The following is a 19,279-nucleotide window of genomic DNA, read 5'->3' on the forward strand; positions in this document are numbered from 1 at the left end:
AAGCCAGCGGCGAGTTTATGTTTAAGCAGGGATCTGCTGCGTAATACAGTGAATGTTCCCTCCGCCGAGTAGAACCTCTCTCGACGGTATCGCGATGATTTGGTATTCCGGCATCGCGTTTTGCAAAATATCGATCGCCATAGCGTCGGTCTCTTCGTCCAGCATCGGCAAGAACACATGCTCGTTGACGATAAGAAAGTTGGCATAAGAGGCACTTAGGCGTTCGCCAGCTTGTCGACTCATTCCTGAACTGGCGTCAATGCCATTGGCTTCGCGCTCGCTGTAATGCAACGGACCCGGTAATGGCAAACGGACAATTTCAATCTCGCGCCCTCTCGCATCGTGCTGAGATTTCAGTACTTGTTCCGCTTGACGAGATAACGCGTATTGCGGATCGCTTGGGTCATCGGTCCAACTTAGTACCACTTTACCCGGTGCGATAACGTGCATCAGGTTGTCGATATGGCCGTCTGTTTCGTCATTGAATAAACCATTTGGCAACCAAATGACTTTTTCGATACCGAGGTAGACCTTTAACTGCTCTTCGATTTGCGCTTTGCTCAACTGCGGATTACGTCCTGGGCTGAGTAAGCACTCTTCTGTGGTGTAAAGCGTGCCTTCACCATCGGTGTGAATCGCCCCACCTTCAAGTACAAACGGTGCGCGGTAATGATCAATACCGATGATGTCGCACACCGAACCAGCGACAAGATCGTCCTGCTGCCAGTTGTCGTAAAGGCCGTTGTATTCGCCGCCCCACGCGTTGAATTGCCAACTAATCCCACGGCGCTCGCCCGCTTGGTTAACAAGCACGGTCGGCCCGATGTCTCGCATCCACGCATCGTTAAATGGGATTTCCACCAAACGTACATCTGAGTGAAGCATTTGACGCGCTCGGTCAAAGTTGTGCGAGCACACCGCCACACACACTTTGGTCACTTCCGCGATTAAGTTCGCGATTCTGGCGAAGGTTTCTTGCGCGGGTAATGCGTCATCACGCCAGTTGTCTTTCCTTTCTGGCCACGCTAGCCAAACTTCACTAACCGGCTGAAACTCAGCCGGAAAATAGAAGCCATCTTGCGCTGGTGTTGTCGATAACTTCATACTAACGCCTCCTTAAACAGCCAGCTTGCCAACGCTGGTGTAAAGGTCTGGACGACGGTCGCGGAACAAGCCCCACGCGTGACGCGCTTTCGCTGTCGTAGCGAGGTCGATTTCTGCGTAAATGATGGTTTCACCTTCACGCGGTGCTTCGGCAATTTTTGCACCAGTGTGGTCCGTGATAAAAGAAGAGCCGTAGAACGTGGTCTCGATACCATCATCGACTTCAATACCCACTCGGTTTGACGCAATCACTGGAACGAGGTTTGCTGCCGAGTGACCTTGCATTGTACGTTGCCAGTGATCACGCGAGTCCAGAGTTGGATCTTGAGGCTCAGAACCGATTGCAGTTGGGTAGAAAATCGCTTCAGCCCCGTGTAGAGCCAAACTGCGCGCAAGCTCCGGAAACCATTGGTCCCAGCAAATGCCAGCACCAAACTTACCGAACTTGGTTTGCCACACTTTGAAACCGGTATCGCCAGGGCTAAAGTAGTACTTCTCGCTGTAGCCCGGGCCGTCAGGAATGTGTGACTTGCGGTAGTTATCTAGTACCGTACCATCGGCATCAATCATCACTAGCGAGTTAAAAAACGTGTTGCCCGCTTTTTCAAAGTAGCTGACTGGAATCACCACGCCGAGCTCTTTAGCCAACGCACTCATCTCTTTAATAAGACGACAATTCTCCGTTTCTTCTGCAAGCTCGAAATACTTCGCTTCTTGTCTTTTGCAGAAGTAAGGCGCAGCAAACAACTCTTGTGGAAGAATCACGTTCGCACCGTTTTGTGCTGCTTCACGAATCGCCTTTTTTGCTTTGGCTAAGTTGTCTTCCAGATCCCAGCTTTTCGTCAGTTGAAGGGCTGCAAATTTCACCACTTTGCTCATTGGATATTCCTTATCTCTTAAATCGCCAGTTTGTCACGTAGGTTGTAGTAAGCCGCACCCATTGCCGTAAACGGAATTTGGAAGTGGCGGCCACCTGGGAAGGAGTAATGTTTCAGTGCAGCAAACGCATCGAAACGTTCAGCGTGTCCGGTCAATGCTTCTGCCAGCAACTTGCCTGCGAGGTGAGTACACGTTACACCGTGACCGCTGTAGCCTTGTAGGTAGTAAATGTTGTCTGCAAACGAGCCAAATTGCGGCATGCGTGAGTAAGTCAGCAAGAAGTTACCCGTCCAGGTATAATCAATCTTGATGCCTTTCAACTGTGGGAAGACTTTCTCCATCTTCGGACGAATCAATGCTTCAATGTTTTCTGGGTCACGTGCGCCGTAAACCACACCACCTCCGAATAACAAACGCTTGTCGGCGGTTAAGCGGAAGTAGTCCAGCAAGTAGTTACAGTCTTCAACGCAGTAGTCACTGGTCAGCACTTGTTTTAGCTGCTCATCACTCAAAGGCTGAGTCGCCACCACTTGTGTGCCACACGGAATCGCTTTGTTGCTGATGTTTGGTGCCAACCCACCAAGATACGCGTTACCTGCCAAAACCACGTACTTGCTCTTCACGCTACCTTGCGCCGTTTTGACTACTGGGTTAATCCCTTTGTCAATCGACACGACCGCCGACTGCTCAAAGATTTGGCCACCCAGAGAAATAAACGCAGCGGCTTCACCTAACGCGAGTTTAAGCGGGTGAATGTGACCACCGCGCATATCCAACAAGCCACCAGTGTACACTTTGGTCCCTACCGCTTGTTCTACTTCTCCTGCGTCAAGCAGTGTCAGTTGGTCGTTGCCGTAACGCTCCCAGTTCTTCTTATGCTCTTCTAGCCCTTTGAGTTGTTTACTATTCAGTGCCGTGAACAAACCACCTTGCTTGTAATCACAGTTGATGTCGTATTTGTCGATCAGACCACGGATGATATCGCCGCCTTCAAAAATCATATCGCACAGAGCTTTGGCTTGGTTTTGGTCGTAACGGCTTTCAATCACGTCAACATCTCGGCTGTAGCTATTAACGATTTGGCCGCCGTTACGACCAGTTGCCCCAAAGCCCACTTTTGCGCTTTCTAGCACAACAACTTTAAAACCTTTTTCCGCTAGGTGCAGTGCAGAAGAAAGACCAGAAAATCCCGCACCGACTACACACACATCGCACTCGATGTCGTTTTGCAACTGTGGGTATTCCGGCATGTTTGGCACAGAGTGCGCGTAGAACGAATCCGTATGCTTGTTCATAGAACTATTCCTTTATTTATCGTAATCGTCAGCAGGCTTAAGGATGGAGGCGAATCCAAGTGGTTTTGGTTTCGGTGAATTTTTCAATCGCGTGGAGAGACTTGTCTCGACCGTTTCCGCTCATTTTGAATCCACCAAATGGAACCGTCATGTCACCTTCGTTATAGTTGTTGACCCAAACCGAGCCGGCTTGCAGTCGTTTTGCTACGCGATGAACGCGGTTGATATTGCTACTCCAAAGTGCAGCACCTAAGCCGTACTTCGAATCGTTAGCGATCTCAATTGCTTGCGCTTCGTCTTTGAATGGAATGACACACAGCACCGGACCAAAAATTTCCTCTTGAGCGAGACGCATCTTGTTGTCGACGTTGTCTAAAATGGTTGGGGAAACAAATGCACCTTGCCCATCGACATCGCCGCCACAACGTACGTTTGCACCTTCTGATTCACCTAACGAGATGTATTCCAACACTTTTGATTTATGATCTTGGTCGATGAGCGCTCCCATGGATGAACTTGGGTCCATTGGGTCTTTTGGCGTGAACGCTTTCGACGCTTGAATAACTTTTTCTAAGAACTGATCTTTGATGCTTTCGTGAACAAGCAGGCGGGTTGCCGCGACGCACACCTCACCTTGGTTGTAGAAACACCCTGCGGCGGTTTCTGCTGCTGCGCGGTCTAAATCATCACAATCTTCAAACACGATGTTCGCGTTCTTGCCGCCCGCTTCTGCAAACACGCGCTTTAGGTTGCTCTCACCCGATCTGACCATCAGTTGGCCTGCAATGCGCGTCGAGCCTGTGAAGGCGATGCAGTCTACGTCTTGGTGTTTCGCCAGCGCGTCGCCAGCTTCATGACCAAAACCCGTAACGACTTGGAAAACGCCTGTTGGTAAGCCCGCTTGAGAAGCAAGTTGACCTAGAAATATCGCGGTGAGAGAAGATTTTTCTGACGGTTTTAGAATCACGCTGTTACCAGCGGCTAAAGCAGGACCAAGCTTCCAGCACGCAAGCCAAAGGGGGAAGTTCCACGGTACAACCGCAGCAACCACACCAATTGGTTGATGAGAAATAAAAGCGTGTACATCTTTTTCGGTTGGGGCAACTTCGCCGTATACTTTGTCGATTGCTTCTGCGTACCAACGTAATGCACTCGCCGCACCAGGGATATCGGTAGAGAAGCTGTGAGAGATAGGCTTACCGGTATCAAGCGTTTCTAGCAGAGCCAATTCTTCTTGGTTTTGATCAATCAAGTCAGCAAACTGTTTAAGCACTGCTTTGCGATGAGCTGGGCTGCTCTCGCTCCACTGACCGGATTGAAATGCTTGGCGAGCGTATGAAACCGCGAGATCAACATCTTCATTTTGGCAACGGGCGATTTCGGTGAATATCTCATCTGTTGCTGGGTTAACTACCGGGATGGTTTGCCCTGTTAAAGCGGCACTGTATTCACCGTTAATGTACGCCCTGTTTTCGATGTTTAGATTGTTTTTTAGTTCAATCCATTGCTCTTGGGTTTTCATACGCTCTCCTTGTGATCACACAAGGCAAGCCCCCACTAAAATGTGGTTGGCGTATGCGCACTTATCATTCGACAAGCCTTGTCTGTGTGATTAGTAAATCGATGGGGCTTCGTCGTATCAATAATGTACGACTCGCCCGCTGTTATGACATGAGATTGCCCTTTATATTCCAGAGTGATTTCACCCTCTAATACGGTGCCAATCTCTTCGCCTTCGTGTTTGATTTCTGCCGCACCAGTGGTTCCATAAGGTGCGTATTCCTCGATCAAGAATCCGATGACTTGATCTTTGTCGCCATTCGTTACCAGTTTCATGGACACCGTCTCGCTCCCGATTTCCACAAGATCTGACGGCTTGATGACTACTTTCACTTCATCGTTCGAAGGTTGTTCAAAAGTGAAAAACTCTGATAACGATAAAGAAAATACATTAACGATTTTTTGTAGTGAGCTGACCGACGGGCTCACTTTGCCATTTTCAATGGATGAGATCGCACTGTGGGTAATACCAGCGCGCTCGGCTAGTTCCCTTTGTGACAATCCATGTTTTTTTCGTAACTGAACAATATTTTTACCAATCTCTTGATTGTCCATTCATACAGCTCCAAACGTTTAACGAGAGGTAGCCATCATAAATTCATTGAACAAAATTTGAGAGAAATGATTGGTTTTTGCTTCCCATTCTGGGTGCCACTGCACGCCAACGAAAAATTTTTGATTAGGAAGACTAAATGCTTCTACCAAGCCATCCGGGGCTTTAGCTTCTACTTGTAATAGGGGAGCAAGCTGATCGACGCCTTGGTTGTGTAGTGTGTTCACTTCAAAGAAGGTGGTGTTTTCCCAATGATTTTGCACCAGCCATTGTTCAAATAAGCTCTGTTTTTGAACTAGCACAGCGTGTGCTGGCGCGTATTTTTGTTCGAAATCTTCAACAGGCGCTTCACGATGGTCATTGAAGCCGGAGTCATGAACGGCTGGGTTTAACGAGCCACCGAGTGCGACATTCATCTCTTGAAAGCCGCGGCAAATACCAAGGCACGGAATGTTTTGGTCAACCGCATGACGAATTAACGTGAATGAGAGCTCATCACGAGCTTCATCTTTGTAGCTCTCTTCGTGCGTTGCATTGTATCGATGTGGCGCAACGTTAGAGTGGCTGCCAGGAAAAAGAAAACCATCACATATGTCTAGGATGGTGGTTACGTCATCGCCCGACATGTCGGGAGCCAACATAATCGGTAGTCCTCCAAAATCCTTTATGGCGCGAAGGTAAAAGTCGTTGACCGCTTGTATCTGATAGCCACCCAACTCTTTAGCGCAGCTAACCACACCAATGATGGGTTTGTGTGTATCTGCCATGATATGTCCGTGTTCAATTTATTTAACACAAACCCTACAAACCATGTACAAAATTATCAACACAGATGACCATTATTATCGTCACAACGTGATCTGACGCACTTTTTAGGCTTCAAAACTGAATATTTATGCTCATTATATTGAACAGAACAAAATCAACTGTTACAAAATAGTTAACAGAAAGACATAAAAACCAGCCGTTAAACATCAAAAGCACAGTGTAAGTGCATGTTTAAATTAAAAATAACCTGAAAAACAAACAACTCGTTCAGAGTGCTGTAATTTATTTGTTAATTTGGTTATTTCTAATTTCTACTCGTCAGGCTATTTGGAGAAGAAAATGGAATCGTATCTACAGGAAGTACAAAATTTTAAACAAAAATGGCCCGATATTGAATTTATCGATCTCATCTTTACCGATATAAATGCCACCCCAAGAGGAAAACGCATCCCGATAGATGCTCTAGAAAAACTGAATAAAGGTGTTGCCCTCCCCCTTTCGACCATCACCCTAGATACCAAAGGTAACGTCGTTGAAACGGCCGGGTTGGGAGAAGATCTCGGAGAACCAGATAATCTCTGCTATCCAATCAGCGGCACCTTAATGCCGACGGCAAAAGAACAAGTTGGTCAGCTACTGCTTAGTATGATGGATGAAACCGGGCAGCACCCTAACCCACTGTTCATCCGAAACATTCTCGCTTCTATATTGCAAACACTGCATGCTAAAGACCAATATCCTTGTGTCGCGCTCGAGCTGGAGTTCTATTTAATAGACAAAACCCGCGGCGAAAATGGCGAACCATTAACGGCAATTAACCCCACGAAAAAAACTCGAGAAAAAGATACCGAGGTTTACGACCTTGATGGACTAGATGACTACGCTGATTTCTTGGCCGACCTTAATCGAATTGCATTAGAACAAGGTTTAAACACTTCCGGAGCCCTATCTGAATCGGCACCAGGGCAGTTCGAAATCAACTTCAACCATTCTAAAGATGTACTTCGAGCATGTGATGAAATCATCATCGCAAAACGCTTGATTCGCCAGGTCGCTCATCAGCACGGATTTGACGCCACATTTATGGCGAAACCTTTTAGTGAGCAAGCGGGTAATGGCATGCACATTCATCTCAGCTTGGTTGATACAGATGGTAACAACCACTTTAGCCAATCAGACGGTCAAGCGAGCGCCTTCTTCTATCAAACCATGGCAGCGATGCTGTCACAAACATCCGATGCCATGGCTCTAATCTGTCCTAACGTTAACTCTTACCGTCGCTTTGTTCCTGGCGCTTACGTCCCAACCAAAGCCGATTGGGGAGAAAACCACCGCGGTGTTGCGTTGCGTGTGCCTATCAGCGATAGCAAAAATCGCCGTATAGAGCATCGTATAGCAGGCGCTGACGTTAACCCATACATTCTCGCTGCAGTAGTACTTTCCGCAGTATTAGCGAGTGAAAGCTACACCAAAGATCAATGTCCACCGACTCTCAGTGATGATGCAATTGAGTTACCTCTGCGTATGTCAGAAGCTCTAGAGCGACTGGAGCACAGTGAGCTGGCTCAATACATCTCAAGAGACTTTATCGATTTGTATCTAGCTTGCAAACAGAGTGAACTCGCAGAATTTGAGCGAGCGATTACTCCATTGGAAATCGACTGGATGTTGCACTCGGCATAAACAAAGGAAATGAACTTTATGACTACGCAGACCAAGGCGCTGGATGCGCCTCTTAAAATCAACTCTCAACACATTATTGTTTCTTTAATCTCGGTTGCGACGTTTGTCTTTTTTACCACAATCGGTTTGAACCATGAGGAAGGCGAAGCCTACGGATGGATGAGCCTTTTACCAACGGCGTTGGTATTGGTCTTTGCGCTGACAACACACCGAACTGTGGAAGCCCTCTTTAGCGGCGCTATTGCCGGTGTTCTTCTGCTTAACCCAACTGAAGCGGTAGAACAGATTGTTGATATTTCCATGAGTGTAATGATGGATGAAACTATTGCCTGGATCATCCTCGTTTGTGGTTTGATGGGCGGCCTAATTGCTATTTTGGAGAAAGGCGGCAGTATCTTAAGCTTCTCCGACATGTTGGTCACGAAAGTAAAAAGCCGTAAGCAATCGATGCTGATGACCTTTGCGTTAGGTATTCTGATCTTTATCGACGATTATTTGAATGCGATTGCAATTTCTTCCTCAATGAAAAAAGTTACGGACGGTTACCAAATCTCGCGTGAAAAACTCTCATATCTTGTGGATTCAACCGCCGCGCCTATCTGTATCCTCGTACCGATTTCCACTTGGGCAATTTTCTTCAGTTCGTTGCTAGAAGCAAACGGAGTAGCAGAAGCGGGAGATGGTATCAAAGCATACATTGAAGCTATTCCATACATGGCTTACGGCTGGGTAACGCTGGTGATTGTTTTGCTGGTTGCAATGGAAAAGATCCCAGATCTAGGTGCGATGAAAAAGGCAGAAAAGCGTGCGAAGAATGGTCAAGTTCGTCCAGACGGTGCAACAGATGTCGACTTTGGTCCCGATGTATCTGCACATACCAACCCAACCATGGGCCTTGTCAACTTCTTGTTGCCGATGATCGTACTCGTTGCCGCAAGTTGGTACTTTGGTATCGATCTACTTGCTGGTGTTTTCGTCGCGCTAATCTTTACTATTAGCTTTTACGGCGCACAAAAACTGATCTCGATGAACGACATGTTCGAAGCTGTTTATGATGGCATTAAGGTTATGCTACTGCCGCTTGCGACCGTTATTGGTGGTTTCATGTTGAAATCGGTCAACGACTCATTGGGCGTCACGCAGTATGTCATTGAGACCGTCAGCCCTTACCTGTCAGCGTCTTACTTCCCTGCGATTATCTTTATGATTACGGGCGCGTTGGTATTTGCAACGGCATCGTCTTGGGGAACGTTTGCAGTAGCGATGCCAATTGTTCTACCTTTGGGCGAACAGCTTGGTGTGCCTCTACACTTAACCGTTGCAGCGCTGCTTTCAGCATCAGCGGCAGGGAGCCACTCTTGTTTCTTTAGTGACTCAACCGTGTTATCTGCACAAGGTTCAGGCTGTACAGCAATGCAACACGCAACCACACAGTTTCCTTATGCGTTGATTGGTATTGTTGCAACCGCGATTTTCTTCTTCATCATCGGTTAGCCCCTTTATCTAATTGCAAAACCCTGCTCAAAAATAGCGGGGTTTTGTTCTATCAAGTCAAATGATCCTCTTAAAACGACTTTACGCCCGTTCAGTATAAAAATACTCAAAGATATACAACTGCACTCAATAAGGGTTTGGTAAACCTAATATTTTTGGTTCACGCTTAGCGAAGCGTTTATTGTGCAGCAAGGCAGCTTTTGAGTAACTAAAATGCCGCCTTAATACAGTGTTAACGGTCGGAGAGACATGAAAAAGTTAGCCCATGAGATATGGATATTTGACGGAGATCCCGTCCAATTCTTAGGACTCCCATACACCACTCGTATGACTATTGTTAGGCTTTCTGATGGTGGCCTTTGGGTTCATAGTCCAATTCAGTTATCAAATTCGATTAGAGAGCAAATCAACAATCTAGGCCAAGTGAAATACTTAATCGCTCCTAATCATTTACACCACTTGTTCTTATCTGAATGGGTATCTGCCTATCCTAGCGCAGAAGTTTATGGCACGGATGAAGTCATTAAGAAGTGCCGTGATGTACACTTTCACGCTTCACTTAACCAAGGCGGTAATGCTTGGAACTCTGAGATTGAACAAGAATTATTTTCTGGCTCCCCATTAATGGAAGAGTGTGTGTTTTATCATCGACTTTCAAAGACCTTAATTGTTACTGACCTCGTCGAGAATTTTTCTGGCCAGGAATTTAACTACTGGCAGCGGTTTGTGGCTAAAGGGGCCGGTATTCTTGCTCCGAATGGAAAAATGCCTTTGGATTGGCGCCTAAGTTTTATGTTTAGCAAACAAGAGGCTCGAAAACACTTAAATAAACTGCTGTCTTGGAAACCTAATATATTGGTTATGGCTCACGGTGAAATCGTCCTTGATAATGCAGACGAGTTCTTACAGCGCTCTTTTAAGTGGCTAGTATGAGACAACATTGAAAACTCACACAACAGAATAGACAAGAAGCTATTTTAACACATTAGGCCCTTTTAGCTTAGTCTTAGGGGGAATTTACAGAACTACACGTTATGTTTAACGATAAGATCCCCTGTTCCTCTTAATTGAGCATTATGCAGCAATTTAAAATTCCGTTAGAATTGCACTTCAAAAACTTCAATGCGAAGAATTCTGGACATTGATACGGACATAAGTTCAAGAGTTAACATAACGCTATAGCAATCTCTTACTAATAATTTACTTCGAGACATTGGCATACTCCCGAAACAAACCCTTCTACTCTAAAGGTTTTGTTAATAATAGTTGCCATGCTTGTTAGTTATTCTCGTTGAACTCAGTATCTTGAAGTTGTTTGAATATATGAATTTAAAAAAGAGACATAAGATGCACAAAAAACTCATCATTCTAAGCTTGCCTATTCTATTAGCCGCATGTGCGGCACCAAAGTATACGGTAGAAACAATCTCGAAAGAAAATCAGAGCAAGGAAATCACCATCGTAAAAGACAACGCCACGCGAGATGTTTTCTTAGATTCGATGCAAGACTGGTGTTTGGATACCGCCCATAAATGCACAGTCGTAAGCGACGGCACGCCTCCTGTTAGCTCTGAGCTGACACTTACTTACGTATCACGCTGGAGCTGGGATTTTAGAACATTTATCGCTGATGCTCAGATCAAAGCCTACAAAAATAACGAAAAAGTAGGACAAGTTGAATTTAAAGCACCAAACAGCGCGAATCCAGATAAATGGGGTAAAGACAACAAACGAATCATTTCGATGATGGATTTGTTATTCGGTAAACAAACCGTGAGTGAGGCTCAATCCAAGATTAAGCTGGGCGAAATGTAATGAGTCGAACAATTGCCCATTTAACAAGCCTCATATATTTGTAGAGAAAGATAGGAATGTTTAAGTGACTGAAGTCAAAACCATTGGGCTTTTCTTTATAACCGCCATTGCAGAAATATTAGGCTGCTACTTACCTTATCTCTGGTTAAAGGAAGATAAGTCAGTTTGGCTTTTGGTACCAGCAGCGCTATGCCTTGCTATGTTTGCTTGGCTTCTATCTTTACATCCTACCGCAACTGGCAGAGTTTATGCCGCTTACGGTGGTGTCTATATTTTTGTCGCAATTCTATGGTTGTGGTGTATCGACGGCGTTCGACCAACGCTCTGGGACATAGTGGGGGTTTCTGTCGCTATGCTTGGCATGTCAATCATCATGTTTTCACCCAGAGCATCCTAAACGTAACCGAGGGAAACCCTTACGCTTAGTATTTTGGCTATGTGCTAGATTTATTGATTAATAACATTATGACGTAATTGCTACATAGCCAAAGTATGCTTGGGCTTCACCCCAAAACAGCGCTATTTATAGGAGATACCAATGAACCATGCAGTGAACGCAAGATTTGATGAGTATCCAAAACATGTGCGTATTCGGATAGAAGAGCTACGAAATATCGTCTTAACTATCGCTTCTGAATTAAAACTGGGGGAAGTTGAAGAATCTCTAAAATGGGGAGAGCCAAGCTACAGTGTGAAAACAGGTAGCCCGGTAAGGATGGATTGGAAACAGAAAACGCCTAGTCGTTATTATCTGTTCTTTAATTGCCAAACTAAGCTCGTCGACACATTCCGCGAACTGTATAGTGACTCACTTGAGTTTCAGGGTAATCGAGCAATAATTCTATCTTTATCAGCACCTTTGCCAGAAGCTTCAATCAAGACCTGTTTAGAATTAGCATTAACCTATCAAAAGCGAAAGAACTTACCTCTTTTAGGTATGTAAAATCGCTTAATAAAACTATTTACGGCCGATTAACCATATTCAACTACTCTACCTTTGTATCCTTTCTAATGCTTCCGCAGTAAAGTTTTAGATTAAGTGGTCACGTTAATAGCGCCGTAACCAAACTAGTAATATCGAAATAAAGAAGAGTTTATGAAATCAAAAATCTTGTTCTTACTTATGCTTGGAGCTCATTTCAATGCTTTTTCAGCGACGAACTATCAAGTCAATGTGGTAGTAACAGAGCCTCAATCAACATTCATTTTTCCGACTTTTGAAATATCCTCTAAAGGAAAAAGCAAAACCAGTTTTGTCGACGGCTGCACGTACTTAGGAACCCTTTCAGAACCGAGCAAAAATAGCATACAGCTTGAAGCTACCATGTCATGCAACCGAGATGGCGCTACGTCAAGGATGGAAATGCCGGTATTTGTACTCAACTCCGAGGGTCAAAGCGCGAGTTATGATCTTGTAGAAAACGGGATCGTGATGTGGAAATATTCTGTAGAAGTTAAGCCGTCACTTAAAAAGTGATATATCAGAAATACTAAAGTAACAATCAGCACTATTAACCGCCGTTTAAGTGTAATAGGTATATTCTTTACGACTTAATGACGTTACTTGTTGCCGCAAGTCTCCAACTCATGTACAAAACAGCCCTAATTTTAATAGGAGCTAAGTGGCATGAATTTAATTGTACGTCAGGTAACTTTAGGTGATGCTGAAGGCATTACAAACGTCCTCAATCCCATCATTATTGAAGGTTTATACACTGTATTAGATACGCCTTTCACACCTGAAGAAGAAAAAGAGTTCATTACTCATTTCCCAGAACGGGGCGTGTTTACAGTCGCTTTATCCGAAAATAGCTCACAAGTCATTGGTTTCCAAAATATCGAGCCCTTTGCACAATATACAAAAGCTTTTGACCATGTTGGCATAATTGGTACGTTTGTTAGTGACGGTGCTCGTGGCCAAGGTGTGTCTAAACAGCTTTTCAAATCGACATTCGAAGTAGCCAAACAAAAGGGTTACGAAAAACTATTTGCGTACGTTCGCAGCGATAATGAGCGAGCGTTATCAGCCTATCTCAAACAAGGCTTCGAAACCGTAGGGACCGCGAAGAAGCATGCAAAAGTTCGTGGGAAATACGTAGACGAAGTCCTCATTGAGAAGTTTTTGTAGGTGTTAAGTCGCTAAACACTAAGCACGCATATAAGAACATTTGAACCAAGACTCAATTTCCGTCGTAGAAATCTCTTTTCTAAAATAGGTTATTTGAAATGAAACTGACCTCGGAAACTGAGTCAAGAATAATAGAAATGGCATGGGAAGACCGCACCCCATTTGAGGCTATCGAATTCCAATTTGGTTTGAATGAATCCGACGTGATTCAGTTTATGCGTAGCCGGCTCAAATCAAGTAGCTTTAAATTGTGGCGTAAAAGGGTTTCGGGGCGCAATACAAAACACAACAAGCTACGAAACTCAGACATCATTAGAGGTTATTGCCCAACTCAATATAAGCCGCGATAGCGAACTGCACTTGGCATAAATTTTTATTACTAATCGCAACATTTATCGCCCTACCTTTGAATCAACTCCATGATTGGAGGGGAATAGTCACCACTTAATTCAACCTAGGTGTTTCAGGGCGATAATAAATTCAATGGGAGTCATATTAACATCCTCAGACGCCATCAAGCTAATGATTCCACAGAAAAGATTAACACCAAACGCCCACTAAAAATAACTCAGATTAAGGCGTCATTTAACCCGTGTATCAATCTTCTTTTACCTTCTATTTAGGCACTAGAATCACTAACCTTCTATTTTATCTTTGAAGGCACAGATAAAAAGCTGCATGATTAAAAAGGAAAAATAGCGGATAACGGTTTAACAAGCACTCGGAGCTTGGAGGCAATTTTGAACAAATTACTAATGATATTTGCGTTGGTTTCTTTACCTTGCTTGGCCTCTGATGATGTTGAAGATCCCTGCAAAGTAAAAGGCGGTGGCGTTATGGCTGGTTATCAGTGTGTAGAAAAGAAAATGGAATCTGCAGATAAAGAGCTTAACGAAAGTTACAAGGAAGCAATCGCTAGAATAGGTGAGGAAGAAAAAGCACTAAGGGAAACATGGTCTCAAACCGAACTGGTAGAGCCATTTCGAAAGGCCCAAAGAGCTTGGCTAAAATACAGAGACGCCGAATGTGAATTTACGGGCCTGTCTTCCACACCCTCACCCTGGCAAGGTGTCCAGATTGAAGAGTGTAAGTTAAGAATGACGTTAGAACGCGTCGAGTACTTCAATGGAGTATACGTAGGCTAAACGGATTACATCTAACAAAGCACTTCAATAAGATTCGCAACTCTTGGCAATTTCAGTTTAAATGTACTCGGTGTTTAAGATGCAAGCGTTCAGGTTGTGCGTAAAGCTTATATGGGTGTGAAATAATTATGGAAAAAGACGATTTAGTTGGGCTAGTAGTTAAGTATTTCGAGAAAATAGATGCCGGTGATCCTAGCTATCTGGATCTATTCTCAGAGGATGTTGACTTTTTCTTTCCTAAATTTGGGCAAGCGAAAGGAAAGAGTGCCTTAGTGGAGTTTGGCAATAGGATTAGTAGCTCGTTGATTAGTATCTGGCACGACATAGACGGCTTTCAAATAACGACTGCTGGAAACAAGGTCATTGTTGAAGGACAGGAAGGCGGCGTAATGAGTGATGGTACCTCTTGGCCGGACAACAAAGTTTCCACAGGGCGTTTTTGTAGTGTATTTGAGTTTGAAGGAAAAATGATAAGTCGTATGTTTGTGTACGTAGATCCTGACTTCCCGAGTCGAGATTTTGAGAGAATTTCCGTGCTGTCAGGCGAGAGCAACGTGCGACAAACTGTTCAAGCCTGAATACTACCGTTACCGCATAGCATCTTTGTTATGCGGTAGTATTCGTAGTTAAGGTGTGTTGAGGGCTTTGATATCGCTTTACTCACACCTTATCAGTGCGTTAGCCACATTCCCTTACTGATAGAAATGCTACTTTCTTCAATCGTCCTGTATTATGATAATGAAAAAGATTGCACTAATTTTAAAATTAAAATGAACCAAAAATTTTTTCTAAAACTACTCTCTGTCCCTTTTCTTCTAACCGGTTGCCAGTCTACGCAAAGCCAGCTTCAGCTTATACCTGAAAACGTATTATCAAACCTATCGACTCAATGGGCAGTGGTAGAGGCCTGTTTTCACTCCGATGCTTATAGCTTAGAGCAATCCGTAAACTATCGAGAGGCCATTAACTATTCTTTTTCTACTTGGCTAGTCGATCAGTCCGATATCGATCAGTCTGTAAATGAAGCTCGTGTAGCGTTATCAGAATATCAGTCTCAGAATGATGGTTTAGGAACAACATGTAAGGATTGGCACCTACCCCTAGAATCTGGATTGCGAGAAGTTAACAATCATAAGAATCAAGTGGCGATAGACCAGCAGCGAGCACATGAAATACATAAAGCAAACGCTTCTAAACCTGTAACGTATTCAACACCAGCATCTACTTCGACTAGTAATGTTGTTCACTGTTACAAATTGGAAGACGTTAGCTTGAATAAGAACATTCAAACCTTTAATGGAATGATATGCCCTATAGGCTGGCTTAAATATTATGGCTATTAATGTATTTGATTAATACAGTACTTAAGAATGAACTCTAAGTTTAATTTTTAGTTCAAGATTGGGTTTCTTGTTTACAATGTTATGTTTCCAGTTGGATTACCGTATTCGAATAGATTGACGAAGTTAATCAATATATGTGTATTGATGCTTACTTTTTATCGAGTTATCTTTGTTTGATAGCCATTAAAACGAGTAAGGAAACAAAGTGACTGTGTTAACAAAAGGCATACACCACGTAGGTTTAACCGTATCTAACCTAGAAGCAAGCGCGAAGTTTTTCACTGAACAATTAGGTTGGAGTGAAGTAAAAAGAAATCCAGACTACCCGGCAATATTTGTGAGTGATGGGCATATCATGCTTACACTATGGGCGGCTAAGGCTGATGCCGCCACTCCTTTTGACAGAAAAACGAATATTGGTTTGCATCACTTAGCTTTACTCGTAGAGACTGAGAAGCAACTCTATGAGTTGCATGATCAATTTATGGCGTCGGGAATCGAAATTGAGTTTGGTCCCGAGCTTGTTAAGACAGGACCCGCAAAACATTTAATGTGTTACGACCCAAGTGGTATTAGGGTTGAGTTTTTCTGGGCGGGCTCATAAAACAAACATAACAAAGTTTTATAATAGGGATTTGGTACACATGGCATTGTTAGTTTGCACCGCGTTTGGTGTTTACGGTGCTTAGCAGAAGCTTGTGTATCGAATGCCCCCCCCCTCCTACTACACATTTTGCGACTTACGAGTAAGTCCAAAAGGATAAATGTTATGTATAAAATCGGCGTTGTTTTATTTGATGATTTCACGGATGTCGATTTCTTTCTTATGTATGACTTGCTAGGGCGCACAACCGACAGTTGGACAGTAAGTATACTTGGAACTAAATCTGAACATCATTCCCACCTCAGTATGAAAGTTAAAACAGACGGACACCTTTCTGAGGTGACGAATCAAGATGTCGTTCTTATTACAAGCGGCAAACGGGGTATTCCAGCCGCTTTAAAAGATGCTGAATTTATGTCAGCGTTGAATCTTGATCCAAATAGGCAGCTAATAGGTTCGATTTGTGCGGGATCATTCATCCTCCATGAACTCGGTTTACTAAAAGGCAAGCGATTAACAACAAACCCAGATGCAAAGGATGTTCTACAAAGTATGGGAGGAGATGTTCAGGATCTGCCTCTCGTGATAGACGGTAATGTAGCGACGGCCGGTGGCTGCCTTTCACTGATGTATCTAATTGGTTGGTTAACAGAGCGGCTATTTGACTCAAACAAACGAAAAGCTATACAAAATCAATTGATACCTGCTGGGCAATTAGAGCTGTTTGAAGAACTGATTGCCACAACTATTCAATCAGCAGAGTTAGCAAGCTCGGATAACAAGGCGTTAAATAATCATTCATAACATGTGGTGTTTTACATTACGTTAGTTTTAGTGTTTAGGGTAAGTCACACATCAGTCTTGTGCGACTTACCCTTGAACATAACGCCACTTGGGGAAATTAACTTACAGGGAGTAAATCAATTGGTAAAAATGTACGGTTCTGAAGAGACAAGAGCGTTTTGCTGTAATTGTAAAGAAGTAACGCTACATCGGTACGAAAGCTTCTCTAAAGCGCAGGAAAAGACCGAGAAAAAAGCTAAAGGTTTCTTCTCAGGTCTATTTGCAGCAATAATTAGCTCATTAATGGAAGGCGAAGCGACTGGTGACTACAAATGTACAATATGCGGCACCAATCTTCACACGCCAGATAATTTAGATTAATAGTCAGTGTCTCTAATGCCACGGCTAGTGGCACGCAACATGACTTATAGACGGCTCTAGTGGGTTTGAAGTGTATGCACCTTATGCATTGCATTTAGGGTTTTGAGGTTGTGTTGCGGATCAGGTAGTGCGCTTTTATCTTTAACAAGGGGCTAACGCAGAGCAAAAACAAGGGACAAGAAAAGAAGTAGTTTTACTTGAGTATCAATGAATTACAGACACAAAAAAGCCCACCAAAAGGTGGGCTTTTTTAAAATTTGGTGGGTCCGGGCGAACTCGAATCGCCGACCCCTACCATGTCAAGGTAGTACTCTAACCAACTGAGCTACGGACCCAAATTTTTATGTTCCTAACCATTCAATTCAGAATGGTGCGTCCGAGTGGACTCGAACCACCGACCCCCGCCATGTCAAGGCGATACTCTAACCAGCTGAGCTACGGACGCATTTCTCTGGAACGACGAGGATATTAGCTATAAGCGAACGACGGTGCAAGCACAAATTTACCAACTTTGAACCGTTTGGCGAAAATGTAAACTCAACACGCGTTTTCAGATGATTTTATCGACAAGGACTGAGCCTGCAGGGTTTAAAAGTGTGATCTATATAACTTTTATTATCTCACTTAATTGTCGTAAGGCACTTCACTGAGCATCCAAATCTGTAAGGTTTGCGATACCTTAGGGCAAGTGCCGAACAAAATCTGATATTTAGGTTTAAATGGTTCGCCGATATAGGTTGTACGGATCAACTCTCCTGTTTTGACGTCTACTTGAGTGCTCACCCTGCCTTTGAAGTTTTGAAATATGACAAACTGCTCACTGTGGTAAACCATTTGCTCTCGGTAAAACAAGAAATGATCTTGGGGTGTCTCTGTCAATTCACACTCCAGTGGTTTCAAATTAGGTATCGCACTAGCATTCGATGCGATGAACAACGCCGATAAAATCCATCCGTATCGCATATGGCTGCCCTATTCTGCCCTCTTTTTCAAAGTATAGGCCCTGCCTTGATGACTGATACAAAAAAGGCTTTGATCATCTCTAATCAAAGCCCCTTGTTTCTGCTGGTTAATTGTCGTGTTTAGTCGTCCGCCTCAAACACAACGTTATAATTTTCGGTGTATGTACAATTCGGCTGACGGCTACAAGTAAAGAAACGTCTCCCTTTGAACTCACCTTGGCTTGCGGTTTTAATGATCATCGGACTGCCGCATTTTTTACAAAAACGCACTTCTTTATCGGGCTCAATCAAATCAATGTGTGCCGCAAGCAAACGACGTAATCGCCCAACTTGATAACTGTGCTTTATCGAGGCGCCAATTAAAGGCAGGTTGGCCGTCTTACAAACATGAATCAATAACTTTTGTCTTTCTATCTTACCCTTGTTTAGCTCCTGCCCATTATCCAATTCAACGATAACGCGCGGCTCTAGTGTCCTTGGGTCACAAATAACGTAATCAAAATAGCTTCGAGATATACGATTGTTCGCGACAAAAAACTGCTTCTTATTTTTGATTTCTTTTGGCGTAACCAAACTGGACATGTTTACTTTCGCGAATACTACGGCATGCTCCCCTACCGCCGCTCTTAACGCATTATAGAACGCACCCTCTTGACCTCTGAGCAGGGGGCCTTTCGAGCGATAAGGATAATCACGCGTGTCATCGTGCTTAATCACGTACTTTTGAATAACAAAGAAGAATAAAACCAGAAGAACAACAATGATAAAAATGTTGGTCATAA

Annotated in this window: 23 protein-coding genes and 2 tRNA genes; 15 read left to right on the forward strand and 10 right to left on the reverse strand. The window is 43.9% G+C overall.

Annotated elements, in window-relative coordinates; translation table 11 throughout:
• Positions 1-21 precede the first annotated feature (21 nt).
• From aguA to L3V37_RS04860, 6 genes are read right to left on the reverse strand one after another with little or no spacing between them, the layout of a single operon-like run.
• On the reverse strand, positions 22-1,104 hold the full coding sequence (aguA, locus tag L3V37_RS04835) for an agmatine deiminase (protein WP_237305928.1): 1,083 nt from the start codon (positions 1,102-1,104) through the stop codon (positions 22-24).
• 12 nt (positions 1,105-1,116) lie between these two features.
• A complete protein-coding gene (aguB, locus tag L3V37_RS04840; RefSeq protein ID WP_237305929.1) occupies positions 1,117-1,983 on the reverse strand; it encodes an N-carbamoylputrescine amidase in 867 nt (288 codons plus the stop codon).
• A gap of 17 nt (positions 1,984-2,000) precedes the next feature.
• A complete protein-coding gene (locus L3V37_RS04845; RefSeq protein ID WP_054574096.1) occupies positions 2,001-3,278 on the reverse strand; it encodes an FAD-binding oxidoreductase in 1,278 nt (425 codons plus the stop codon).
• Between the two features lie 37 nt (positions 3,279-3,315).
• Positions 3,316-4,800, reverse strand: a complete 1,485-nt coding sequence (locus tag L3V37_RS04850; protein ID WP_237305930.1) for an aldehyde dehydrogenase — start codon at positions 4,798-4,800, stop codon at positions 3,316-3,318.
• A gap of 35 nt (positions 4,801-4,835) precedes the next feature.
• Entirely contained in the window at positions 4,836-5,393 is a 558-nt protein-coding gene (gene puuR, locus L3V37_RS04855; protein ID WP_005377813.1) for an HTH-type transcriptional regulator PuuR, read from the reverse strand.
• Positions 5,394-5,411: 18 nt separating this feature from the next.
• Entirely contained in the window at positions 5,412-6,158 is a 747-nt protein-coding gene (locus L3V37_RS04860) for a gamma-glutamyl-gamma-aminobutyrate hydrolase family protein (protein ID WP_005377814.1), read from the reverse strand.
• Between the two features lie 340 nt (positions 6,159-6,498).
• Here L3V37_RS04860 and L3V37_RS04865 point away from each other — a divergent pair, with 340 nt between their 5' ends.
• The 15 genes from L3V37_RS04865 to L3V37_RS04935 all read left to right on the forward strand — a co-directional run bounded on the left by L3V37_RS04865 (position 6,499) and on the right by L3V37_RS04935 (position 17,535).
• On the forward strand, positions 6,499-7,842 hold the full coding sequence (locus tag L3V37_RS04865) for a glutamine synthetase family protein (RefSeq protein ID WP_005377815.1): 1,344 nt from the start codon (positions 6,499-6,501) through the stop codon (positions 7,840-7,842).
• An 18-nt stretch (positions 7,843-7,860) separates the two neighbouring features.
• Positions 7,861-9,336: a Na+/H+ antiporter NhaC family protein gene (locus L3V37_RS04870; RefSeq protein ID WP_005377816.1), complete on the forward strand. Its 1,476-nt coding sequence runs from the start codon at positions 7,861-7,863 to the stop codon at positions 9,334-9,336.
• Between the two features lie 249 nt (positions 9,337-9,585).
• Positions 9,586-10,269, forward strand: a complete 684-nt coding sequence (locus tag L3V37_RS04875) for a DUF4336 domain-containing protein (protein WP_237305931.1) — start codon at positions 9,586-9,588, stop codon at positions 10,267-10,269.
• A gap of 414 nt (positions 10,270-10,683) precedes the next feature.
• The gene (locus L3V37_RS04880) at positions 10,684-11,151 is read left to right on the forward strand and encodes an Sbal_3080 family lipoprotein (RefSeq protein WP_005385757.1); all 468 of its coding nucleotides are present in this window, start codon (positions 10,684-10,686) and stop codon (positions 11,149-11,151) included.
• Between the two features lie 64 nt (positions 11,152-11,215).
• On the forward strand, positions 11,216-11,548 hold the full coding sequence (locus L3V37_RS04885) for a YnfA family protein (protein WP_005377819.1): 333 nt from the start codon (positions 11,216-11,218) through the stop codon (positions 11,546-11,548).
• A 141-nt stretch (positions 11,549-11,689) separates the two neighbouring features.
• A complete protein-coding gene (locus tag L3V37_RS04890) occupies positions 11,690-12,094 on the forward strand; it encodes a DUF1801 domain-containing protein (protein ID WP_237305932.1) in 405 nt (134 codons plus the stop codon).
• Positions 12,095-12,247: 153 nt separating this feature from the next.
• On the forward strand, positions 12,248-12,628 hold the full coding sequence (locus L3V37_RS04895; protein WP_033905190.1) for a hypothetical protein: 381 nt from the start codon (positions 12,248-12,250) through the stop codon (positions 12,626-12,628).
• A gap of 150 nt (positions 12,629-12,778) precedes the next feature.
• Entirely contained in the window at positions 12,779-13,279 is a 501-nt protein-coding gene (locus tag L3V37_RS04900) for a GNAT family N-acetyltransferase (protein ID WP_237305933.1), read from the forward strand.
• 98 nt (positions 13,280-13,377) lie between these two features.
• Positions 13,378-13,629: a TIGR03643 family protein gene (locus L3V37_RS04905; protein WP_005377824.1), complete on the forward strand. Its 252-nt coding sequence runs from the start codon at positions 13,378-13,380 to the stop codon at positions 13,627-13,629.
• A gap of 390 nt (positions 13,630-14,019) precedes the next feature.
• Positions 14,020-14,424, forward strand: a complete 405-nt coding sequence (locus L3V37_RS04910; protein WP_021033854.1) for a lysozyme inhibitor LprI family protein — start codon at positions 14,020-14,022, stop codon at positions 14,422-14,424.
• A gap of 128 nt (positions 14,425-14,552) precedes the next feature.
• Positions 14,553-15,002, forward strand: a complete 450-nt coding sequence (locus L3V37_RS04915) for a nuclear transport factor 2 family protein (protein ID WP_182016189.1) — start codon at positions 14,553-14,555, stop codon at positions 15,000-15,002.
• 192 nt (positions 15,003-15,194) lie between these two features.
• Complete coding sequence (locus L3V37_RS04920) at positions 15,195-15,767, forward strand: hypothetical protein (RefSeq protein WP_237305934.1); 573 nt, start codon at positions 15,195-15,197, stop codon at positions 15,765-15,767.
• Between the two features lie 205 nt (positions 15,768-15,972).
• Positions 15,973-16,371, forward strand: coding sequence for a VOC family protein (locus L3V37_RS04925; RefSeq protein WP_237305935.1), 399 nt, complete (start codon positions 15,973-15,975; stop codon positions 16,369-16,371).
• Positions 16,372-16,536: 165 nt separating this feature from the next.
• Positions 16,537-17,175, forward strand: a complete 639-nt coding sequence (locus tag L3V37_RS04930; protein ID WP_237305936.1) for a DJ-1/PfpI family protein — start codon at positions 16,537-16,539, stop codon at positions 17,173-17,175.
• Between the two features lie 129 nt (positions 17,176-17,304).
• Positions 17,305-17,535 (forward strand): hypothetical protein, encoded by a 231-nt coding sequence (locus tag L3V37_RS04935; RefSeq protein WP_017820907.1) that lies wholly within the window; start codon positions 17,305-17,307, stop codon positions 17,533-17,535.
• Positions 17,536-17,793: 258 nt separating this feature from the next.
• On the opposite strand, the gene L3V37_RS04940 is transcribed toward L3V37_RS04935, so the two are convergent.
• From L3V37_RS04940 to L3V37_RS04955, 4 genes are all read right to left on the reverse strand, one after another.
• A tRNA-Val gene (locus L3V37_RS04940) sits at positions 17,794-17,870 on the reverse strand.
• 33 nt (positions 17,871-17,903) lie between these two features.
• Positions 17,904-17,980, reverse strand: a tRNA-Val gene (locus tag L3V37_RS04945).
• A 179-nt stretch (positions 17,981-18,159) separates the two neighbouring features.
• A complete protein-coding gene (locus tag L3V37_RS04950) occupies positions 18,160-18,498 on the reverse strand; it encodes a hypothetical protein (RefSeq protein ID WP_053303140.1) in 339 nt (112 codons plus the stop codon).
• 119 nt (positions 18,499-18,617) lie between these two features.
• A complete protein-coding gene (locus tag L3V37_RS04955) occupies positions 18,618-19,277 on the reverse strand; it encodes a DUF2726 domain-containing protein (RefSeq protein WP_005377831.1) in 660 nt (219 codons plus the stop codon).
• Between the last annotated feature and the right edge of the window lie 2 nt (positions 19,278-19,279).

It is taken from the genome of Vibrio sp. D54 (assembly GCF_021728075.1).
Lineage (GTDB): Bacteria > Pseudomonadota > Gammaproteobacteria > Enterobacterales > Vibrionaceae > Vibrio > Vibrio alginolyticus.